This is a genomic window from Microcoleus sp. ARI1-B5, assembly GCF_036705795.1.
Taxonomy (GTDB): domain Bacteria; phylum Cyanobacteriota; class Cyanobacteriia; order Cyanobacteriales; family Microcoleaceae; genus Microcoleus.
The window spans coordinates 1-20,091 of record NZ_JAUBVK010000004.1 but is presented as its reverse complement, the minus strand read 5'-3'; the positions used below and the strand labels follow the sequence as shown (position 1 = coordinate 20,091).

At 45.3% G+C, this 20,091-nt stretch carries 24 protein-coding genes and 1 tRNA gene; 15 read left to right on the top strand and 10 right to left on the bottom strand.

Translation table 11 applies throughout. From position 1 onward, the window contains the following. The first annotated feature begins 306 nt into the window (after window positions 1-306). The 4 genes from QUB63_RS07765 (at window position 307) to QUB63_RS07750 (ending at window position 3,726) form a co-directional block, all read left to right on the top strand. The gene (locus tag QUB63_RS07765; protein ID WP_332944266.1) at window positions 307-543 is read left to right on the top strand and encodes a hypothetical protein; all 237 of its coding nucleotides are present in this window, start codon (window positions 307-309) and stop codon (window positions 541-543) included. Window positions 544-1,333: 790 nt separating this feature from the next. Next, window positions 1,334-2,857 (top strand): ferredoxin:protochlorophyllide reductase (ATP-dependent) subunit B, encoded by a 1,524-nt coding sequence (gene bchB, locus QUB63_RS07760; RefSeq protein WP_332944264.1) that lies wholly within the window; start codon window positions 1,334-1,336, stop codon window positions 2,855-2,857. Between the two features lie 63 nt (window positions 2,858-2,920). After that, window positions 2,921-3,259 (top strand): hypothetical protein, encoded by a 339-nt coding sequence (locus QUB63_RS07755; RefSeq protein ID WP_332944263.1) that lies wholly within the window; start codon window positions 2,921-2,923, stop codon window positions 3,257-3,259. Beyond that, window positions 3,244-3,726 carry a DUF2188 domain-containing protein gene (locus QUB63_RS07750; RefSeq protein WP_332944262.1) on the top strand — a complete coding sequence of 161 codons (483 nt, stop codon included), beginning with the start codon at window positions 3,244-3,246 and terminating at the stop codon, window positions 3,724-3,726. The genes QUB63_RS07755 and QUB63_RS07750 overlap by 16 nt, the downstream gene beginning before the upstream one ends. Before the next feature lie 49 nt (window positions 3,727-3,775). On the opposite strand, the gene QUB63_RS07745 is transcribed toward QUB63_RS07750, so the two are convergent. The 3 genes from QUB63_RS07745 to QUB63_RS07735 form a co-directional block, all read right to left on the bottom strand. Continuing rightward, window positions 3,776-4,423: an SMI1/KNR4 family protein gene (locus QUB63_RS07745; protein WP_332944260.1), complete on the bottom strand. Its 648-nt coding sequence runs from the start codon at window positions 4,421-4,423 to the stop codon at window positions 3,776-3,778. A 41-nt stretch (window positions 4,424-4,464) separates the two neighbouring features. After that, window positions 4,465-4,803 (bottom strand): hypothetical protein, encoded by a 339-nt coding sequence (locus QUB63_RS07740; protein WP_332944258.1) that lies wholly within the window; start codon window positions 4,801-4,803, stop codon window positions 4,465-4,467. 92 nt (window positions 4,804-4,895) lie between these two features. Then, window positions 4,896-5,513, bottom strand: a complete 618-nt coding sequence (locus QUB63_RS07735) for a Uma2 family endonuclease (RefSeq protein WP_332944256.1) — start codon at window positions 5,511-5,513, stop codon at window positions 4,896-4,898. Between the two features lie 159 nt (window positions 5,514-5,672). On the opposite strand from QUB63_RS07735, the gene QUB63_RS07730 reads away from it, so the two are divergent. After that, window positions 5,673-5,954, top strand: coding sequence for a type II toxin-antitoxin system TacA family antitoxin (locus QUB63_RS07730; RefSeq protein ID WP_332944254.1), 282 nt, complete (start codon window positions 5,673-5,675; stop codon window positions 5,952-5,954). Window positions 5,955-5,988: 34 nt separating this feature from the next. Here QUB63_RS07730 and QUB63_RS07725 read toward each other — a convergent pair whose 3' ends face one another. Together QUB63_RS07725 and QUB63_RS07720 are read right to left on the bottom strand one after the other, a co-directional pair. Beyond that, complete coding sequence (locus QUB63_RS07725; RefSeq protein WP_332944253.1) at window positions 5,989-6,618, bottom strand: Uma2 family endonuclease; 630 nt, start codon at window positions 6,616-6,618, stop codon at window positions 5,989-5,991. Between the two features lie 137 nt (window positions 6,619-6,755). Then, entirely contained in the window at window positions 6,756-6,962 is a 207-nt protein-coding gene (locus QUB63_RS07720; protein WP_332944791.1) for a hypothetical protein, read from the bottom strand. Window positions 6,963-7,157: 195 nt separating this feature from the next. On the opposite strand from QUB63_RS07720, the gene QUB63_RS07715 reads away from it, so the two are divergent. Beyond that, window positions 7,158-7,379 (top strand): helix-turn-helix domain-containing protein, encoded by a 222-nt coding sequence (locus QUB63_RS07715; protein WP_332944252.1) that lies wholly within the window; start codon window positions 7,158-7,160, stop codon window positions 7,377-7,379. 142 nt (window positions 7,380-7,521) lie between these two features. Here the strand turns inward: QUB63_RS07715 and QUB63_RS07710 are convergent, their stop codons facing one another. Then, window positions 7,522-7,728, bottom strand: coding sequence for a hypothetical protein (locus QUB63_RS07710; protein WP_332944790.1), 207 nt, complete (start codon window positions 7,726-7,728; stop codon window positions 7,522-7,524). A 181-nt stretch (window positions 7,729-7,909) separates the two neighbouring features. On the opposite strand from QUB63_RS07710, the gene QUB63_RS07705 reads away from it, so the two are divergent. Then, window positions 7,910-8,092 (top strand): ribbon-helix-helix domain-containing protein, encoded by a 183-nt coding sequence (locus tag QUB63_RS07705; protein ID WP_190659196.1) that lies wholly within the window; start codon window positions 7,910-7,912, stop codon window positions 8,090-8,092. A gap of 213 nt (window positions 8,093-8,305) precedes the next feature. Here the strand turns inward: QUB63_RS07705 and QUB63_RS07700 are convergent, their stop codons facing one another. Further along, window positions 8,306-11,806, bottom strand: a complete 3,501-nt coding sequence (locus QUB63_RS07700; protein ID WP_332944249.1) for an NACHT domain-containing protein — start codon at window positions 11,804-11,806, stop codon at window positions 8,306-8,308. A gap of 157 nt (window positions 11,807-11,963) precedes the next feature. Between QUB63_RS07700 and QUB63_RS07695 the strand changes: the two genes are divergently transcribed. The 4 genes from QUB63_RS07695 to QUB63_RS07680 all read left to right on the top strand — a co-directional run bounded on the left by QUB63_RS07695 (window position 11,964) and on the right by QUB63_RS07680 (window position 13,579). Continuing rightward, window positions 11,964-12,158, top strand: coding sequence for a hypothetical protein (locus QUB63_RS07695; RefSeq protein ID WP_332944248.1), 195 nt, complete (start codon window positions 11,964-11,966; stop codon window positions 12,156-12,158). A 97-nt stretch (window positions 12,159-12,255) separates the two neighbouring features. Continuing rightward, a complete protein-coding gene (locus QUB63_RS07690) occupies window positions 12,256-12,843 on the top strand; it encodes a CAP domain-containing protein (protein ID WP_332944246.1) in 588 nt (195 codons plus the stop codon). Window positions 12,844-12,934: 91 nt separating this feature from the next. Next, a complete protein-coding gene (locus QUB63_RS07685) occupies window positions 12,935-13,300 on the top strand; it encodes a DUF6883 domain-containing protein (protein WP_332944244.1) in 366 nt (121 codons plus the stop codon). Window positions 13,301-13,312: 12 nt separating this feature from the next. Next, window positions 13,313-13,579 (top strand): DUF4926 domain-containing protein, encoded by a 267-nt coding sequence (locus QUB63_RS07680; RefSeq protein WP_332944243.1) that lies wholly within the window; start codon window positions 13,313-13,315, stop codon window positions 13,577-13,579. Between the two features lie 138 nt (window positions 13,580-13,717). On the opposite strand, the gene QUB63_RS07675 is transcribed toward QUB63_RS07680, so the two are convergent. After that, on the bottom strand, window positions 13,718-14,095 hold the full coding sequence (locus QUB63_RS07675) for a Mo-dependent nitrogenase C-terminal domain-containing protein (RefSeq protein ID WP_332944241.1): 378 nt from the start codon (window positions 14,093-14,095) through the stop codon (window positions 13,718-13,720). A 473-nt stretch (window positions 14,096-14,568) separates the two neighbouring features. Between QUB63_RS07675 and QUB63_RS07670 the strand changes: the two genes are divergently transcribed. After that, window positions 14,569-15,159 carry a rhomboid family intramembrane serine protease gene (locus QUB63_RS07670; RefSeq protein ID WP_332944240.1) on the top strand — a complete coding sequence of 197 codons (591 nt, stop codon included), beginning with the start codon at window positions 14,569-14,571 and terminating at the stop codon, window positions 15,157-15,159. Between the two features lie 259 nt (window positions 15,160-15,418). Here QUB63_RS07670 and QUB63_RS07665 read toward each other — a convergent pair whose 3' ends face one another. Further along, window positions 15,419-18,271: a PAS domain S-box protein gene (locus tag QUB63_RS07665; protein WP_332944238.1), complete on the bottom strand. Its 2,853-nt coding sequence runs from the start codon at window positions 18,269-18,271 to the stop codon at window positions 15,419-15,421. An 87-nt stretch (window positions 18,272-18,358) separates the two neighbouring features. On the opposite strand from QUB63_RS07665, the gene QUB63_RS07660 reads away from it, so the two are divergent. The 3 genes from QUB63_RS07660 to QUB63_RS07650 all read left to right on the top strand — a co-directional run bounded on the left by QUB63_RS07660 (window position 18,359) and on the right by QUB63_RS07650 (window position 19,614). Further along, complete coding sequence (locus tag QUB63_RS07660; RefSeq protein ID WP_332944237.1) at window positions 18,359-18,538, top strand: hypothetical protein; 180 nt, start codon at window positions 18,359-18,361, stop codon at window positions 18,536-18,538. Between the two features lie 248 nt (window positions 18,539-18,786). Continuing rightward, on the top strand, window positions 18,787-19,191 hold the full coding sequence (locus tag QUB63_RS07655; protein ID WP_332944236.1) for a hypothetical protein: 405 nt from the start codon (window positions 18,787-18,789) through the stop codon (window positions 19,189-19,191). Between the two features lie 234 nt (window positions 19,192-19,425). Continuing rightward, a complete protein-coding gene (locus tag QUB63_RS07650) occupies window positions 19,426-19,614 on the top strand; it encodes a DUF2949 domain-containing protein (protein WP_332944771.1) in 189 nt (62 codons plus the stop codon). Window positions 19,615-19,868: 254 nt separating this feature from the next. On the opposite strand, the gene QUB63_RS07645 is transcribed toward QUB63_RS07650, so the two are convergent. Beyond that, window positions 19,869-19,945 (bottom strand) — tRNA-Met (locus QUB63_RS07645). Window positions 19,946-20,091: the final 146 nt, after the last annotated feature.

Below are 20,091 nucleotides of genomic sequence, written 5' to 3'. Positions count from 1 at the left end.
TGCTAGTCGTTGACAAACCCAAGATTTTTTTGTACAAACCGGGTTTTTTTTCGTAAATCCTATGTTATTCTTCATTATCACTCAAGAGCTATGTTTTGGGATGTGTGGGAAGACAGGCCGTATCCAGCAAAGAGCTGCTGCTGACTTGCAGCGTGCTGGGCTTTCCTCACCTCAGCAGTTAGGTAAACCAAAGCACAAATACAGGATTTGTGCAAGGATTTACTTGCAGCGCCGCCCAAAGACGGATAGAAGTTTCCGACTCCTGCGGTGGAGAGATCAAAATTTTAGACTTCTGTTCGGGCTCGGGTGATTCACGGCGCTGCAAGTAAATCGAAAAATGGAAAATGGAAAAGGGAAAATGGAAAATCGACTGATGCTCGATCGCTCCTGACTGCTAAATCATCTCAGTTTCCAAGCACTTGCTTGATTTTAGCCGATCGCCACCACATCCGGTTAAAAAACGCAAGTGCTGAAAGATTTATGTTTTCCGGCTCGAAGCCGCCAATTGCGGGTGCTAAAAAAAACGGGCGGTGCAAGTCTTAACTGCAATTCGCGGCCCCGGCGCAGAAGGAAGCAAGAGCAGTTTCAAAAAAGAATGCAACTGTCGGGCCGTGCTCCAAACCTGCTAGCTCAGTAAATCATCCCCAATCTCAAATCGAAAAATGGAAAATCGAAAATGGTATAAGTGTTGCTTCGGGAGCCGGAATTTTCCTCAATTGTGTCTGTTCGGGCCGATGGATTAACAATTCTAACTGACGGTTAGAGCCGACTAAGTTTGACAAAAAATTCAGAATTATTGCAGCTTGTCTGGTGCGTCGCAGCGCACCCGACATTAATCAAATTTGCCTTAGTCTTAACAAATTGTGACAATAAAATTATAATTGTGATGCTGACAAGACTTACGCAGCGGCGACCAAAGAAACCGGATTTTTTAACTGTGTTTTAGGACTGACTAGAAGTATTTTGCTAAAAAACCTAGTTTTTGCGCAACTGCAAGCTGAGGAAGATGCTTTCAGGCGAACCCTAGGGTGATTCCGGCTCGGGATAGCTACCCTTTGGGAACGCGAGAGCGAACGCCGCCCGTACTTGCCTAAGTATACAAGAAAATGTGAGGAAAGATTAAGAATTATTGCCATCAAACCAAGGTGAAGTTATTTGAATTGCGAGTCAAATCCCAAGCAGCAAAAGCGTTTGAGCATTTTTAAATTCTGTAAATCTTCAGAAAGTTACTATTTCTAAAGGATTCATCCGGTGAGAAAATCTCAAACAACCTTAAAATTTAGCAGTAATCGCCCGATCGGGCAAATCTCAACCAGCACCAGGAAAAATACCTATGAAATTGGCTTATTGGATGTACGCAGGCCCAGCCCACATCGGCACTTTGCGCGTTGCGAGTTCCTTCAAAAACGTCCACGCAATCATGCACGCACCGATTGGAGACGACTATTTTAACGTCATGCGCTCCATGCTGGAGAGGGAACGGGACTTCACCCCGGTAACTACCAGCGTCGTTGACAGACACGTACTGGCGCGGGGATCGCAGGAACGGGTGGTGGACAATATCACCCGCAAAGACAGAGAAGAACACCCTGATTTAATTGTACTCACCCCGACTTGCACCTCTAGCATTCTGCAAGAAGACTTGGAAAACTTTGTTAACCGAGCTCAGTTGGATGCGAAAGGCGATGTCATGCTGGCGGATGTCAACCATTACCGGGTCAACGAACTGCAAGCTGCCGATCGCACTTTAGATCAAATCGTCCAATTTTACATTAACAAAGCCCGCAAAAAAGGCGATTTAGAAGGTAAAAGCGAAAAACCATCGGTGAATATCATCGGTATGTCTACGCTGGGTTTCCACAACCAACACGACTGCACCGAGTTGAAGCGTTTGATGGCAGATTTGGGAATTGAAGTCAACGAAGTTATTCCCGAAGGTGCTTGTGTTCATAACTTGAAAAGATTGCCGCGCGCTTGGTTTAACTTGGTTCCTTATCGGGAATTGGGGATGATGACGGCGAGTTATTTGGAGCAAGAATTCGGCACTCCTTGCGTGGATATTACGCCGATGGGTGTGGTGGAAACTGCGCGCTGCATCCGCAAGATTCAACAAGTTCTGAATGCTCAAGGTGCGGATGTTAATTATGAAGAGTTTATTGACCGACAAACGCGGTTTGTGTCTCAGGCTGCTTGGTTCTCAAGGTCGATCGACTGCCAAAACTTAACAGGCAAAAAAGCCGTTGTATTTGGCGACAACACGCACGCTGCGGCGATGACGAAGATTTTGGCTCGCGAGATGGGAATCCACGTTGTGTGGGCTGGAACCTACTGCAAACACGATGCTGATTGGTTCCGGGAACAGGTTAGCGAGTATTGCGATGAGGTGCTCGTCACCGACGATCACGGGCAAATTGGGGATGCGATCGCCAAAGCCGAACCTTCCGCGATTTTCGGCACGCAAATGGAACGCCACGTGGGTAAAAGGCTTGATATTCCGTGCGGTGTGATTGCTGCGCCGATTCACGTGCAAAATTTCCCGATCGGCTACAAGCCATTTTTGGGTTATGAAGGCACGAATCAGTGCGTAGATTTGGTGTACAATTCCTTTACTTTGGGAATGGAAGATCACTTGCTGGAAATCTTCGGCGGCCACGATACTAAGGAAGTGATTACCAAGGGTATTTCGGCTGATTCTGATATGAATTGGACGAAGGACGGACAAGCTGAGTTGAATAAAATCCCCGGTTTTGTGCGGGGTAAGGTGAAGCGGAATACTGAGAAATTCGCGCGCGATCGGGGGATTGATAAGATTACCGTTGAGGTGCTGTACGCAGCGAAGGAATCTGTCGGCGCGTAGTTTGGATTGCGGTAAGGGCATCTCTTGTGGATGCCCTTGCTTATCTAGAAAATTTCAGATAAAATGACGCAGGATAGTAATCTACTTTGGAGTGGCTATTCATTCAATAATGTTCCTATCCGCATCACTAGACAAAGGTGGGAGCATATATTGCAACAACACCCTGAGATGCAAGATCAATACGATCGGGTTTTAGAAACTTTAGAGAACCCGGATTTAATTCAAATTGATGACGTTACAGGTGGGTTACTTGCCCTGCGCTTCTATTCCTTGATTCCCGAAAGTAGGAGATTTGTGATAGTAGTGTATCTAGAAATAAGTAACTATGATGGATTTATCACAACAGCTTACCTAAGAAAACAGCCATCATCAAATAAACGAATTATATGGATAAAACAGTAAAAATTCTCGAAGATTCCCCAACTATTACAGGTTTCTACGATAAAGAAGCGGATGTTCTGTATATCTCTCTGGGAGAACCGCGTGAGGGTGTAGCTGTGGACATTAGCGATGGTGCGATCGCCCGTTATAATGAGGATAGTGAAACAATTGTCGGCATTACTTTAATTGGATTGCGACAGCGGGTTTTGAAGGAGTTGAATCACAAACTGCACGTAGCACCTCATCCAAATGGGTGGGCGGTGACTGAGGAAAATGTAGAGTCAAGTCAAAAGGTATTTCCGACTCAGGAAGCAGCCTTTAAATATGCAGTGGGTTCTGCAAAAGCTCAATGGCTTGATGTGGTAATTCACGGTGAAAATGGAGAAGTTCAGGAAACGATCAATCCAGCGATAGATGCGCTGTTGCAGGGTAGAAGCGAGCGCCCCGAATCTGACGGAGAGAAGCGCGAATGTTTGGGAAGTGTTTAGATTTAGGGCAATAGATATCTGTTACACAATGGAGAATAGATCGGCTTATTTAGCTGTTGTATTCTGTGATGCTCGTAAATTCTTTCAATGCTGCATCAAGCCAGTGTTCGTACCACTGAAAAAAGGTAAAGTGCTTTGGGAGATCGGCACGCGGTTCTTGCTCGGAATCGTGAAGGTGAACGGCATAGCCGAAAGGACAATAGGATGGAGAATTGCTTCCCCAAATCCAAATTTGTCCGCGATACTTACCGTTGAGAACCAACCCCCCATAAATATCGCAACCGTAATCTGTTAAGATCAGGAAACCACCTTCAGGGATTTTTTCCCATTCATCAGCAAACTTCTTGTAAGCTTCCCATTCCTGTTCTCGATCGAGTTTTGAAGTGTCAATCGATCCTAGACCTAAAAATGGTTCAACGAGGGGAAAAGGCTCTTTTAGATGCGGCGTTATATTCGTCTCGGGGAGCTTCCACATCCCATAACCGGGGCCTGCCGGGCCTTCTCCAATTTCGCGGAGAAATAATCGGTATTCTTCTGGGAGTTTTACCTCAGCACGAGCTTCCCAGTTGGCGATCACTTCTTCGGACAAGGGAGGGGAAAGCTGGTATTTGTGCATATTAGCGCCTGTCTCCCACAACTTGGTGTCGCGCTCTCGGAGTTGTGTCAACTTTTCCTTAATTCGTTCGATCGCGCCCATAACAAACTTCTATCTTGCCTGCTAGCTATTTACTAAGCCACTCATTCTAATCTCACACATTCATCCATAATAACATAATTATCTTGAATAAACTTCCCGATTCTTTCTTCGCGCCTATCGGGAATAATTGTATCCCAATTAATCAGTTCTTGATTTTTTATTGATGATGCTTTGACGACTAAGACTCCACCAACATAATGAACGTCGCACTCTTCATCGATATTTGCTGGTTGACTGTTTCCAGTTTCATCCGGCGGCGAAGCTGATTCTTGCTGTCTCCGCTGCCCTAACAGGAAGTCAGCAAAGTTGAGGATTTCTTGCAGTTCGATTTTAGAGAAATTTTTCAGTTTGTCAACAATTTTTTCTGTGAGAGGTATCACGGCTATTTTTTCCTTGCTTAACACTGACCGCTAGATTCAGTTTAACACGAACTAGGAGCGTGAAGCGAAGCTATCCCGAGCGTGAATCGCCCTCACACCTCATTCTGATTATTCTCTTTTTCAATTTCTTCAAAATTAACTTGTTCGTAAACATCAGATAGAGGAACCTCTACCTCGAATGAATTAAACACTAATGCGGTATCTTCCTCATCATACTCAGAATACAACCATCTTTTGTTCTCGGTTTTAGAATACTGCTCGACCTTAATTTTTGTTTGGTCAATCAGAATGTATTCTCGAAAACTAGGAATAGTTTTGTAAAATGTAAACTTGTCACCGAGATCGTAATTTTTAGTAGACTTTGATAAAACTTCCACAATCACTTGAGGGTTAGTAATCATGTCTGTGCGATTGTTGTGGTACTCAGGTTGCCCAAAAATAACCATTACGTCGGGATAAGTGTACAGACGCTTTTTTGGTACCCACAGACGCACGTCACCGATGAAGATGCGATAATTCTGTTTTTTGAGAGCAAGACTCAAAGCAATGTACAAATTACCAGCAATTTGATTGTGATTGGTAGATCCGCCTGTCATAGGAATAATTTCCCCGTCGAGATATTCGCTTTTGTCCTCTGCTGTTTCTTCCAGTGCTAAATATTGCTCTTCTGTGAAGTAATGTTGCTCGGTTGTTGGCAAAGTGGTTGTCATGAAGATATTCTCCCACCAGGATGTTGAACAATACTTTGATTAGTGCGATCGCTCTTTTAGATAATAACCCAGATTTCCAGCAATCGGTATATAGAGGATCTCGCCCGCCAGAAACATTGCTACAATAAAATTAGTCGATCGCTCTTTGGTAACAAAACGATGTCAACACCAACCGATACCCAAACAAAAATAGAGTTCACCCTCAGCCAAACACATAAAGAAATCCTCGAAAAAGCAGCCGCAGCGAAGTGCTTGAGCCTCAACGAATATTTGCTAGACATAGCACTGAAAGCAGCCAAAGAAACTCCTGAAGTAGAGCAGATTGTGTTGAGCGAGCGCGACTGGGAAATTTTCGCATCTGCGATCGAAAACCCGCCGGAGCCCAACGAAGCACTAAAAGCAGCCATTAAAGAGCATCAAGAAAAGTATGGAAAGTGGTAAACATCGGAAAGCGCGATCGCACTTTCAGACAGTCTTATTCTTCCGCACTTTCTTCTGGCTCATTTTCCGCCTCAAAATCAACCTTCTCATACATATCTGCTAGCGGTACTTCAACTTGAAAAAAATCAAAAACTAGCGCTGTATCCTCTTCATCGTACTGACTGTACGACCAGCGCTTGTTTGCCAACTTGCAATACTGCTCTACATAAATTCGCGATTGGTCAATCAGAATATACTCTTGAAAGGTCGGCAGCGTTTGATAAAACTGAAACTTATCGCTGCGATCGTAACTTTTGGTAGATTTCGATAAAACTTCAATAATAACTTGAGGATTTATTACCGTATCTTTGCGATTGTTGTAATACTCAGGTTTGCCTAAAATTACCATCACATCGGGATAAGTATAAAATCGCTTTTTCGGCATCCACAGGCGCACGTCACCCATGAAAACATTATAATCAAGTCCCTTAAGAGCAAGACGTAATGCTATACTCATATTCAGGGAAATGTGATTGTGATTTGTACTTGCACCTGTCATGGGAATAATTACTCCGTCGCAATATTCACTTTTAGACTCTGCTGTTTCTTCCAGAGCTAGATATTCTTCTGGAGTAAAGTATCGCTGTGCTGTTGGCTGTTCTGTTACTTGTAGAGTAGCTGTCACGGTTTTTTACCCAATTCAATTCATATCTTGCGTCCAGTCTAACATTGCCCAAAAATGCGATCGCCCGAATCAAACATTCGGGCGATTAAGAGCGGGATAGCTTCGCCGCGCGCACTTTCAGACAGTCGCCACCAAAATTAGTCGATCGGATCGAAAACCAGAGTCAATCGAGTACCGGGAAGCAGTTGTTTGAGAACTCGCAAGTGACCCTCTGCATCTGACCAACTGCGAAAGCGACCAACAACGACTCTTTGCAGATTCGGAAGCAAACGAACAACGATCCACGGTTTGAGACGTTTTTCATACCGCATAATAGATGTATCTCCTTTGTAAATTGGAGCCATAGCCAGTCCTGAGCCCTCGGAAAGCATCGGACTGGCTTTTGACTTTTTCATACTTAAGTTTAATTGAAATGAAACAATTTGACAACCGCAGCGGTCTATTTTACAACTGTTGCAGTCTATAAAGCACAAAATTTAGCAGACAAAGTGTTAGCATCTGCCTTGCAAAGGTTTTGTTAGAAATTGAGCAGTTAAACAGTGATCCGGTGGAGATTAGCAGTTGTGATGGCCGATCGGAATATCAGTAACAAGGAACTGGCTGTCCTAACCGGCATGAATCCCAGGTCTATTTCTCGACTCAAAACTCGCCGTTACCTCACCAGAATAGACGCAGCAACGTTAAACGTTCTCTGCAAATCACTCAATTGCAAGCCCGGAGACTTAATGGATTACGAGGAGGACAGTCCCGATCGAGCCTGAAGTTTGAGAACACAAATAATCCCATTGTTTTAAGGTAATTCGCACGATCGATTCGGAGCAGCCAAAACACCGCTAAAATTGAGTGCGATCGCCCTTTTGAAACCGGAAGGGCGATCGCACTTTCAGACAGTCGCCACCAAAATTAGTCGATCGGATCGAAAACCAGAGTCAATCGAGTACCGGGAAGCAGTTGTTTGAGAACTCGCAAGTGACCCTCTGCATCTGACCAACTGCGAAAGCGACCAACAACGACTCTTTGCAGATTCGGAAGCAAACGAACAACAATCCACGGTTTGAGACGCTTTTCGTACCGCATAATAGATATATCTCCTTTGTTAATTGGAGCCATAGCCAGTCCTTGCTTTCCACGGCCCGGGGCTGGCTTTTGACTGATCCGGAGTCGGATTAGAGGAATTGTAACATAATAAGCCCAAATTTGTGTCACTACATTTTTAAGAGCAGAGTAACAACACGATCGAGAACCTAAGCTTGTACCATTAAAAGCGTTAGTCAACAAACCAACTTTTACATTGAGCAAGCGCGTTCACGTCACATTTCCTGATTACGTATATGAAGCTTTAGATCGATGGGCTGATAAACAAGGCAGATCCACAGCTAACCTGATAGCCTTTCTCGTGGAAACGGCTTTATTGGAAGCCCAACAAAGGGGAGAAGTACCCTCAGGGCCAGAAAAACCCAAAAGCGAGACTTAAAAAGTTCCCTCGTGGGTTACGGGTGCGTATCACCCGATCGCACTTATAGTTAGTTCGTAGGGTGCGTCGCCACCCAAAATCTCAGACTTGCATATCGACAATCTGATAGCGACGCACCTGTGCGATCCAATATAAACAAACCAACACAAATTTTGTACTAAAATTGTGTAAAAATGATATTAAAATACAACCAGCTCGTATCGGCCAAATTGATTAACTTTCCCATACAATTTGGCAAATCCACCGCACAATTGCTCCAATCGAATCAGATTGACTGGGTGAAAAAGCTGTCAGCGAATCCGCGTTATTCTCGCTAACAATAGCAATATTGCCGTCAAACTTGCTTAAATCCTTGACAAATGTCTCGCTAAATCCAGTCGCCTTTTCCCCCCGCGAGTTGTAGAATACTAAGATGAAAGATTTCTCGCTATCCATCAGCAGCAAATCCCAATAAGTTTGTAAATCTGCCATTGTTTTCGGTGTGCCATCCTCACTTTTGGGACAGCCTTGTTTCAGCATTTGGGTGTAAATCTTGGCGGCGGGGTTGTCGGGGTTGATGAAGTTTTTGCTGTCGATGCACAAAAGTTGGATTTGATTGGATAATTCGGCTTGATTATTGATTTGTCTGGCAATGTCTTGGGGGAAAGTTTGCCAATCGGGAACTTCGGGATGGGGTGTGGTGGGTGGATGGTGCCATGCGTGATAGAAGGTGGGGTAAGGGAGATTTTGGGCACAGTGCCAGATGACTTCGTAGGAATCTTTGAATTTGTCAAAGTCATTTTTGTAAGTCTCATCGGATAGGCAATCTTTTAAGGCAGTGACAACTCCTGTCATTTGGTGAGTTTTTGTCATAATTGTTAAAAAAAAGGCTGCTGTCCCCTGTCTAGATTTATCCTCACAGGTGAGGATTAATTGAGTTAAAGCGGCGATCGCATCTGGGTTGCCTTCGTCTATTTCCCCTAACCTATTTGTGTCTATTTCCCCTAACCTATTTGCTGCTTGGTACCGAATATTTTCATCCCCAGAGGTGTGGATTAACTCAGTTAAATCAGCTATCGCATCTGGGTTTCCTTTGCCTATTTCCCCTAAGCTATTTACTGCCTCCCACCGGATATCTTGATCCTCAGAGGTGCGGATTAACTCAGTTAAAGCAGCGATCGCATTTGGGTTGCGTTTGCCTATTTCCCCTAAGATTACTACTGCCGTACACCGGGTATCTTCATCCTCAGAGGTGCGGATTAACTCAGTTAAAGCGACGATCGCATTTGGGTTGCCTTCGTCTATTTCTCGTAAGCTTTCTACTGCCCCCCACCGGATCTCTTCATTGTCCGATGTACGGATTAACTCAGTTAAAGCAGCGATCGCCTCTGGGTTGCCTTCGTCTATTTTCCCTAAGCTATCTGCTGCCTCCCACCGGATCTCTTCATCCTCAGAGGTGCCGATTAACTCAGTTAAAGTGGCGATCGCATCTGGGTTGCCTTGACCTATTTTTCCTAAGATTACTACTGCCTCCCACCGGAGATATTCATCCTCAGAGGTGCGGATTAACTCAGTTAAAGCAGCGAACGCATCTGGGTTGCTTTCGTCTATTTTCCCTAAGTTTACTACTGCCTCCCACCGGATATATTCATTCTTAGAAGTGTGGATTAACTCAGTTAAAGTGGCGATCGCTCTTGTCCGATCGCTCTCTGGCAATACTGCTTTTGCTCCTTGTTCAATTGGATATAGAAATGTCTGCAACTCCTGTTTTTCAATATTGAAATATCCAAATCCCCACTGGATAATTTGTGCAACGATCGCATCACCCAAAGAACAATCCTTAAACTCATCAATTAAGACAGTCGCTAAAAAATAAGCTCGAAACCCATAAAAACTACTACACCCATCCTCAAACTCCACCAATGCCTGAATAAACGCTTCCTTCTCCTCCCTATCCACATCCTTTCGCCCCATCCACAACAACATCACCTCTTTCCACTGCCGCTCAAAAATCCGATAAATCCCCTGCTGCGGATTCTGCGGTACATGATTCAAGAAAAAATGCCAATCCTCAATCTCGCAGGCTGCAAAATATTCCTGAAAAGAAGGATGATAGAAAGCATAAACAGATTTCAGCGGGTTTTGGGCATCAACTCCCACTCGATTCAGCCAACCTAATTCAATAGCTTTTTCAAATAACTCTGGATGCGGTTGCTCCAGATTTTTGCTGACAAACCAATCGGGCAATATCGATTTATATCCAGCTTCAATTGCTGTCAGTGCCAACTTTCCCAACGCAGCATTTAAGTTTGTTCTCTGTGCTGCTGTTGTCGGGAAAGCTTGTTTTTTGAAATCATAAAGCGCTGCGACAAATACCTCATAAAGTTCGGCTTTAGTATCCGGTAATTTTTGCTGTCCGAATTCCCAAGTTAAACACAGCAGGAATAACCGCAGGGGATTGCGTGCTAAATCTTTGATTCGCTCTTTTCCCGGTTCGTCTAAGGCGGCGCGGAGATCCGCCCCCTTGGTAAGGGGGGGAGCAGGAATTGAGGTGGTTTCTTTTGCGCGTAGAACCCCCCCCAGCTCCCCCTTGGTAAGGGGGGGAGCAAGAAGTGAGGTAGTTTCTACCCTTGGTAAGAGATTAGGAATCGGGCCAGTTTCCCCCCTTGCCAAGGGGGGATTAAGGGGGGTAAACCATCGATCGATAAACAATTTCACGTCATCGCAATTATCGCCGTCTCCATAGCTGAAATCCAGCATTTTATAAGTATCAAAATCAGACAGGGAATTCCCCGTTGCCTCCCAAATATTGAGGCGGCAACTGATTACAATCCGCACTCGATCAAATACCCGTTCTCTCAACTGTGGCGAGAGAGTTCCCAGGGAATCGGCTATTCCCATTTCATCCGCGCCGTCCAACAGCAACCAAATTTTTCCTTCACTCAGTAATTCCTTAAATTCTTTCACCCATTCCGCAGGTGCAGCATCCAATTTTCCCGCCGCTATTCGCAGCCAATCTTCCATTAAATATTGGCACAAAGGTTTTTTCACCTCTGCTAAGGATATCCATACCGGCAAATATTTAGTTTCCGCCAATATGCGATCGCCAATTTTGAACAATTGAGTGGTTTTTCCCGCACCCGGTTCGCCGATGACTGCAAGGCGTTTGCCCTTGCTTTTAGGGCTGTCGCTGTTAGCGAGGACTTTTTCGCAAAATTCGTCGTAACTGAGGGGAGTGAGTTTTTCGGCTTCCTGATAAGCTTGGGAACCTGTTTGAGGGGAAAAATCATCGCGGCGCTGGGGTTTTTGCTGGCGTTCGATTAATCCCAAGGGCACGTGAATCTCGTCGAGGTCTATTTTTCGCCCTAAGTCGTTAGCAAAAAAAGTGTTGGCTGCTTGTCGCTTGGTTTGGGCTGCGGCGCGGCAGGTTTCGCGCCAGTCAATTTGGGTTGCTGGCGGTGAAGGTGGGCTCCATTCGTGGCGATCGACTATTTCGGTTATCTCTAAATTTAAAGCTTGGGCGATCCAACTAATAAAGTCTCTCCTAATTCGCTTTTTATCAAGAAACCGCTTAACCGTGTCAATACTCACCCCTGACTTTTTTGCCAAATCCTCTTGAGTCCAACCTTTCTTATCCGGTTTTTCAGGCTTGGGCAATTGGGCCATTCTTTCGCGAACTTTCTCTAATCCTTCTGGAGTAAGTCCTATGGTGCTGGAATTGGCAGTTTTGCTCATCGGTGATAAGTGGAGAGATTGCGACTATTCATAGTTTAGTAAACAGCTAGGGAAAAATCCTAGTGCAGATCTGTGCAGTTCAATCTGCACTGTTTTGCTCTGGATGCTGCCCCTGGTATGCGTTTATTTGTAGATTATGACATTTAGGAATACCGCCATGAAGTTCAAAGATATTGTAAAAAATCACAAATTCACCTGCGTTGCTGGACAATTGACCGAGTTTGGCATCGTCAATTTAATCTCGTGGTTAGATCCAGTTTCAGGATTTTGGATTGGTATTGTTTGCTTGATTTGGCATATTTTCCAGGATATTAGGGAAGAAGAGGAAGACAGCGATAGTCGCTTCAAATAGGTTCGTAGTCAGGACTTTAGTCCTGTGAGTTGACTCAAGAATAATTAGAGGTTATGGTGAGCTTGTAAACCTTCCTTTGATTGCAGGGAGAGCGAGTATGACTAAACTATCTAAGGGAACTTCTTTGCTAACCGCCACAGGAATCGGCTTAGCTTTGACTACCCTAAGCATAGGTTTGACACTAAACCTGACACCAGCATCAGCAAAAACCCAGAAAATGTCCGATGATTCTAAAATTGTCGCACAAAAAGTTAGTTTGAATCAAGCTGAAATTCTCACAGCCCATAATCAATACCGCCAAGAAGTTAAGGTGTCAGCCATTAAATGGTCTAGCAGTTTGGCTGCTTCGGCTCAGCAGTGGGCAAATAACCTAGCCTCTACTCGTTCTTTCCAGCATAGTAAGAGCCAAGGCAAATATGGAGAAAACATCTGGAGGGGGACAAGTGGAGCTTATTCACAAACAAAGATGGTGGATAGTTGGGGTTCGGAGAAGCAATATTTTATTGCCAACCAGGCATTCCCAAATACCTGTAAAGGTGGTTGGCAAAAATGCGGTCACTACACCCAAATCATCTGGAAAAATACTACAGAAGTTGGCTGCGGTATAGCCAGTGGCGGAGGTAATGACTACTTCGTTTGTCAGTACAATCCTCCCGGTAATTATCAGGGTCAAAAACCCTATTAATTCAACTTAATACTACAGATTTTTAGGATTAACTTGAATTAAGCATGAGATCGATCGCCCTTTTCGCACTTGAAGGGCGATCGCACTTCTCATGAATGATATGCTTGAGCAAGGGATTAGGGCGCAATTAATGAGAATACCCTCAAACTTACTCATTCAAGACCAGAAGCTCACAAACTACTTACTTGTTTACCAGCCTAAAGATGATAAATCGGAGTATTTAGCTCTAGCGGGTTACAGCCAAGAAAATTGGCAAATTCTCAAGAGAGATATAATGGAAGCTGTAGAGGGTGCTGAAGTTGCAGAAGTTACCTCTACAGGTTGGGGTACTCGCTTTAAAGTCAAAAATCAGTGGTATGGCCCTAACAATCGATTAGTTAAAGTTGTCACTATCTGGCAACAAGATGAGGCATCCGAGACGGTTAAATTTATCACCCTTTATCCTGACAAGTCATAGGGAGGCTCAACAATGACAACAGCAACATTATTTCAGTGGGTAAAACTCAAGCAAGATATTCCTAATAGTCTAGTAAAGAAAGGGGACACAGGAGTTGTTTTAGATTATCTCCCACCCACTAACAAGCAGCCAGAATCTGGATATACTTTAGAAGTCTTTAAAAATGGTGAAACTTTAGATGTGATTTCTGTACCGATTTCCTGGGTGACACCGCTACCTGAAATTTGGGGAGATTCTCAGCACGCGCCAACTGATATTAAGGTGAAGGCTCTAGATTAGGTAAATAAGGGCGATTCACGCTCGGGATAGCTACGCGGCACGGACGATCGCTAATTCGCCCGCACAAAACAAGAAACCCTCCCCAACAAGGAGAAGGGAGGGTGAAAAAGACAGTTAGAAATTTAAGTTTTTGCCGAATTAACAATAGGTCGTCACATCCTCGCCGCACTCGTCAGCCAAATAACACAAAGCACGAAACCGCAGCCCAACCACTTGCTCGTAAAGCGGATTTAACTTGCACAGCGGCGGAATGTAAAATAAAGTGCGATCGCAAATTTTAACTTCCCGCTCAAACGGACACTGGCTGGGAATAAACTTGCACAGAAACCGAGCTAACTTTTGACTCTTAATTGCAGTGTTATCAAGCCACTGTTTCAGCGGATGCAACAAGTCAAAGCGCGGCTTGTGACCGTAAGGTTGAGGATTTGTAGCGACACTAACTGGGGTTTCTTGTTTGCCATGCCATACCCAAATTGGCAGAATTCGATGGGGCACTGTATGCTCAAATACATTCATTTTGCTCTGTTCCTCTTTTACAACGAGGTGCCAAGAACTCTCTGTAGAGCTTGTGCGAGATTTTGTCTACAATAAGTACCTACAGCAGCTCGTTTTGCTTTACCGGATGAAACTTCTTGAATTAATGACTTAATCCGAGAAAAGTAGTTCCTGATTTTTTTTGAGAGACGGTGTGCGCTCTAAAAAGTGTCCTCATTTCAAGCCCAACAATTGATTGATAGGGTAAAAATTCTGTCTTCTACGTTCTAGCTTCAACCTTGGGTTGACTCTCCTTTTGTAGTTCAATTACAATTGTGACGCATCGAGGTGAATTATCCTATACGTGAAAATGCGGAATTTTTAATAAAACTTATAATATTTCTAAATAAGCTCTGCTGCAAAAAACCCGGAAACCTCGCCCCAACAATCTTTGCTCGAGATCGGCAAAAAACTCCTACAATTATAAATAACCGGCATTACCGCCCTCACCACCCATGAGCAACCCAGAAACCAAATCTATCACCCGCGAATTGCAAAGCCACGCCGCCATTCTCGGCGGCTTCGTCTCCCTCCTCTGGATTATCGAAATTGTCGATGTATTCCTGTTTCGAGGCGCGCTGAATGCCTACGGAGTCCGCCCCCGCAGCATCGACGGACTTGAAGGCATCCTGTTGATGCCTTTTCTGCACGGCAGTTTTGCTCACTTAGCTGCCAATACCCTCCCTTTAGTGACATTGGGTTGGTTGATTATGCTGCGAGAAATTAGCGACTTTTTTATCGTGAGTGCCGTCACTGTGCTAGTCAGCGGATTCGGAGTTTGGCTGACCGGCGCGCCTAATTCCGTTCACATTGGTGCTAGCGGATTAATCTTTGGTTACTTCGGCTTTTTGCTGCTGCGGGGCTATTTTGAACGCAGCTTTACCTCTATTTTGTTATCTTTAATTGTCGGTTTCTTCTACGGCAGTTTAATTTGGGGAGTTTTGCCCTCGCAGCCGGGAGTTTCCTGGCAAGCGCATTTCTTTGGCTTTGTCGGCGGGGTATTAACAGCTCAACTTTTGGGGCGGCAAAAACGGCAAGTTAACTAGGATTAGGACTTATGCTGCATGGTATCATCACCTTGGTTTATTGCCCCGAAATGATCTAAAAGCGTAGGTTTTTTGTCAATAAACCTGGTTTCTTGTTTCAGTTGACTGCTTGACAGTTGACCTGTGACCGCAAGAGGGCGACCTCTACCTGGAAGTCCGAGGATTGGAGTAATGAATAGTCTGATTTTAATTTCTCCCGATCGGGGCTGGGGCTTTAAACCAATTCTTTCTGGTAACAAGTGCGTCCCGGATAGCAAGACTAATTGCTGACCAATAATTCAACGCGTGCCGGCAAGCACACAGTAAAAACCGAACCGCCACCTAACTGGCTTTGAACTTGCATATCGCCGCCCATCATCAAGCAAAAGTGACGGCTGATAGTCAATCCCAAACCCGTACCCCCGTACTTGCGCGTAGTAGAGGCGTCGCCCTGCATAAAAGCTTGAAATAAATGCTGCAATTGTTCGGGGGGAATCCCAATGCCCGTATCAGCTACGCGAAAAATTATTGAGTCGGAAGGTTCTGCTATTTCTTGAGTTGTTAAGCTGTCATGTTTAACTCTTTCAATGGACAGGGTAATAGTCCCGCCTTCGGTAAATTTGGCTGCATTGCTCAGCAGGTTGAGCAATATTTGACGAGTTTTGGTAATGTCAGCATACATCATTCCCAAGTCGCCAGCACAATTAACTTCAAACTTATTAGAATTTTTCTCTACCAAGGGTTCGACAGTAGAAACTACCTCGTCAATTAAATTAACCGGGTTGAACGTTTCTAAGTAAAGTTCCATCCGCCCCGCTTCAATCTTAGAAATATCGAGAATGTCGCTAATTAAAGATAGCAAGTGTTTGCCGGCTGTTTGAATTTTGTGCAAGTCGGGGATAAAATCTTCGCAGCCTAAATCCTCGGCGTCTTCTTTGAGCATATCGCTGTAACCGATAATGGCGTTGAGGGGAGTGCGCAATTCGTGGCTCATATTGGCTAAGAATGCGCTTTTGGCTTGGTTTGCAGCTTGAGCGGTTTGAGCGACTTTTTGGAATTCTTCTGCTAATTTGCGCTGGGTAATGTCTTCAGCAATGCCGACGATGCGGTAAATTTCCCCTGTTTCGCTGCGGACTGGAAAAGCCCGATCGCGCACCCAGCAAACTGAACCGTCCGCTCGCACTACCCGATACTCCTCATCATAATCCCCCCGCACCTGTTTTTCAAAAGCAGCCTCGACGCGAGATCGATCGTCCGGGTGAATAGCATCCCAAAAAGCCTCCGGATGTGACAGCAAACTCCGATAGCTCAAATTCCATATTTTCTCGCAAGCAGGGCTCACATAAATTATGTGCTTTTGATTGGGTTCTCTAATCCAAAATACCTCATGAATATTTTCTGCCAACTGGCGAAACCGCTCCTCGCTGGCGCGCAACTGCTCCACAGCACTGTGAAACTCTGTCACATCTTGAACCAGCGATGCCACCCCGATTATACAGCCGTCAGCATCAACCAAAGTCGTATTGTACCACTCGCAAAGAATAATTTTGCCGTCCTTTCTAATATTCTCGTTAAGGCTGGTAACTCCTCCTTGATTGGTGAGCAAAGTAATAGATAGTTGCCTGACATACTCCTGAGCACTTTCAGGAACTATGAGATCGACTCCGTGCCGTCCCATTGCTTCCAAGCGGTTGTATCCAAAAATTCTTTCAGCTGACAAATTCCAATCGGCCACTTCAAAATTTAGATTCCATTCAATCGCCCCCAAAGGAGTTTGATAGAGGTGAAGAGCGAGTTTTTGCTGAGATTTTTTCAGAGAGCCAATTAATTTAGTTTTATCAGCAATCGCAGCTTCCACCCGCTCTTCGAGAGTAGTAAAAGACTCTTCCAATTGACCGGCCATCGTATTAAAAGAGCGAGCCAGGACACCGACTTCATCCTCCCGCTCAACAGACGCCATCAAGCGCGGATCTACCGCCATCGAGTCCCATTCTCCCCGCGACAAAGCCTCCGCAGCCTTGCTCAGACGCTGAACCGGCATCACAATCCACCTCGAAGTCACGCTCCCTAGAGCCGTCGCCACCACCAAAGCACCGAAACACAGCAAAATTGTGTAGCGAGTGTTGGCGTTAATCGCTTCCATAAAATCGGCTTCGGGAACCGCCACCACAATCAACCAGTCGAGGCCCCTGCTGTCTGAGAGCGGCGTCACCTGTAGAAATTGTCGTTTCCCGTCGATCGTAAAATCTAACTGCTCAGAGCCCTCAATCTTGCTCAACTTCCCGAAGCGTTGTGTCAAATAGCGGGCACTCGATCGAATCAGAACATTCTGGCTGCTGACTGCTGCAATCCGTTTCGGAACGCCGTTGCTAATAATAAATGGCGGTTCGGGAGTAGAATTGGCCACCAATTCTCCCGACCTTTCTACAATAAAAGTCTGTCCTGATTTACCAATTTTTAGGCTTTCCAAGAATTGATTGATAGTGGAAAGTGTCAAGTCAGAGCCCAGGATGCCAATCAGTTTGTTATCCTTGGCGTAAACTGGTTGAGCCGCCGTAATCGCTAGTTTTGGAGTGTCAAAATAAGTATAAATTTTAGTCCATGTCGGCTTGAGAGCCCGCACTGGAGCTATGTACCAAGGTCGGGTGCGAGGGTCGTAGTTAGGAGTAGTTTTTAAGAGCTTAGTTGATTCCCCGAACTCGGACGGCGCGTAACTGTAAAAGTTATAGCCAGTAGATTTATTAGAAATCCGAACTTGCAACTTGCCATCGTCGAGGCGTTCAACTCCCACAAAAGTTTTTTGTTCGGAGCCGAATTGAATGTAGCTAACTTTATCAAACGTTTGGAGTTGTTTGGAGAAGTAGCTGCGCAAACTAACTTCATCCTGCACGTTCAAAATGCCGAGACGGATGGCATCGAGATTGAGCTGATTGATTTGGTGCGGCGTTTCGATGAAACTGTAAATGTGTTGCTGGATGCGCGATGTGACTTCGGCCCGCAGTTGCGCGGCAACATCGTTGACAGCTATGCGCCCGTTCCGCAGCGACAGCCACCCCGTCAGCCCTACCGCAGCGAAAGTCTGGATGGCAAAAGGCACCACAAGGACGATGCGAATTGGCACTTTGCGCGACATTTTGAAAATCTGGTCGCTCAGATATCTAATTGGCATGATGAAGCAGAACTATGACGAACCCGCAACGTTTCGGTAAAGTGCAACCTGATGAGCGCAGATTTTGAAGTTGAGATCGTTGTCTGTGGCAAAGTGCTGTTAATAACTCATAATCTGCTACTGGTAACTGAATTGTTAACGGCTGCCACCGCCATCTTAGCGCGATCGCGCGCTTTGTCAGGGCGATCGAGATTAATGCAGTATCACTCCTGGACTGAATGTAGACGCTGATACTATTTGAGATGGGAGATTTGAGATTGGGTAGTTTGCGCTCGCAGTCGCAGGGCCGAGAAACCGGGTTTTTTTCACAGCAACACTTCGTTGCATCCGGCAGAGCGAGTAAAAAACCTGGTTTCTGAGACTCAAAGCGCGATCGCAAGTTACAAGTTTTCGCGGTAAATTTAATTTACATCTCCACAACCAGCTACTTTTGATAGAGCGCAAGTTAATTCCGGCTGGGTACAATAAGCAATAGTAGGATGCAACTAGCGGAGGCATGGATGATGAACGCAGTTATTGCTACTCTTGGCACTGCTCTCGGACTGAGTTCAATTTTTATCGGTTTTACCCCGGCGGTTATCGCCCAACAAAGACCGCAACCAGCGCCCCAAACTTCGGAAACGACTTTATCTGGGGACTCCCTCAGGACTGTGGAGGACAGAACCGTAGACTCGGACTACCAAAACTTGATTGGTGAATCAGAAACGGCGCCTAATGCTGCTATTCGGGAGCGCAGCTTGGGCGACAGATTTCGGCTCAAAATCAATCGCGAATTGGAATTTATCACTACTCCTTCCGACGCCGGACGCCAAGGAAATCCCGTTCCTCTCAAACCCAGCGACAGCGGCACTGAAGCCGGAGTTCAGCTTCAGCTAGGACTTTAGCAATTTTAATTGAATTGAGGTCAAGCAAACGAGCGATCGCACAGCCCGATTTTTGAGGCTCTAAGCTCTTGTGACTGCGATCGCTCGTTTCTCTGAATTTTATCACAAGTTTTGTGCGGCTTCCATCACAGGAGAGTCTTGATTCTCAACGTACAATTGGGGCTATTAAACATCAGACGCATCCCAATTAGATACGTATCTTTACAATATCGCATAAAACTGGCGGTGAAGGTCATGGGAAAGGCTCAACTAATCGATTATTTGCGGGGGGAGTTGGCGATCTCGAATTCTGCGATCGCCGTTGCTTTGAGACACGATGAACAAGATGCCGGCCAACTGCCAATGGTGCTGTGGCAGTACGGATTAGTTACCCTAGAACAGTTAGACCTAATTTTTGATTGGCTGGAATCTCAGCCCGCTTAGCAATGCCCAAATTCCGAGTTGAAAAATATGGATATCGGATTGCAGATTTTTGACAAATAAAGCTTACACCAACGGTCGTCGAAAAGTATAGGGTTGAGTGTTGAGGTTGAGGTTCTGTTTGATTTTTTACCTTTGGGTAATATCTAAATATGCGGTAGGGATTCAGCACTGCTGTGTCCCTATTGTTATGGCTCCAGACAGCATAAAACAAGCCCCAGCAACTTTTAGGTGGCCGGGGCTTATCTGATTGAATTTGGTGGCGGGAAGTGGATTTGAACCACTGACCTTCGGGTTATGAGCCCGACGAGCTACCAGGCTGCTCTATCCCGCGTCGCTTTGTCTATCTTTATTCTCAAAAACCAAACCCTGCAACCTTAAGGATTACAGGGATTGTTTCAAGTTGGTGGCGGGAAGTGGATTTGAACCACTGACCTTCGGGTTATGAGCCCGACGAGCTACCAGGCTGCTCTATCCCGC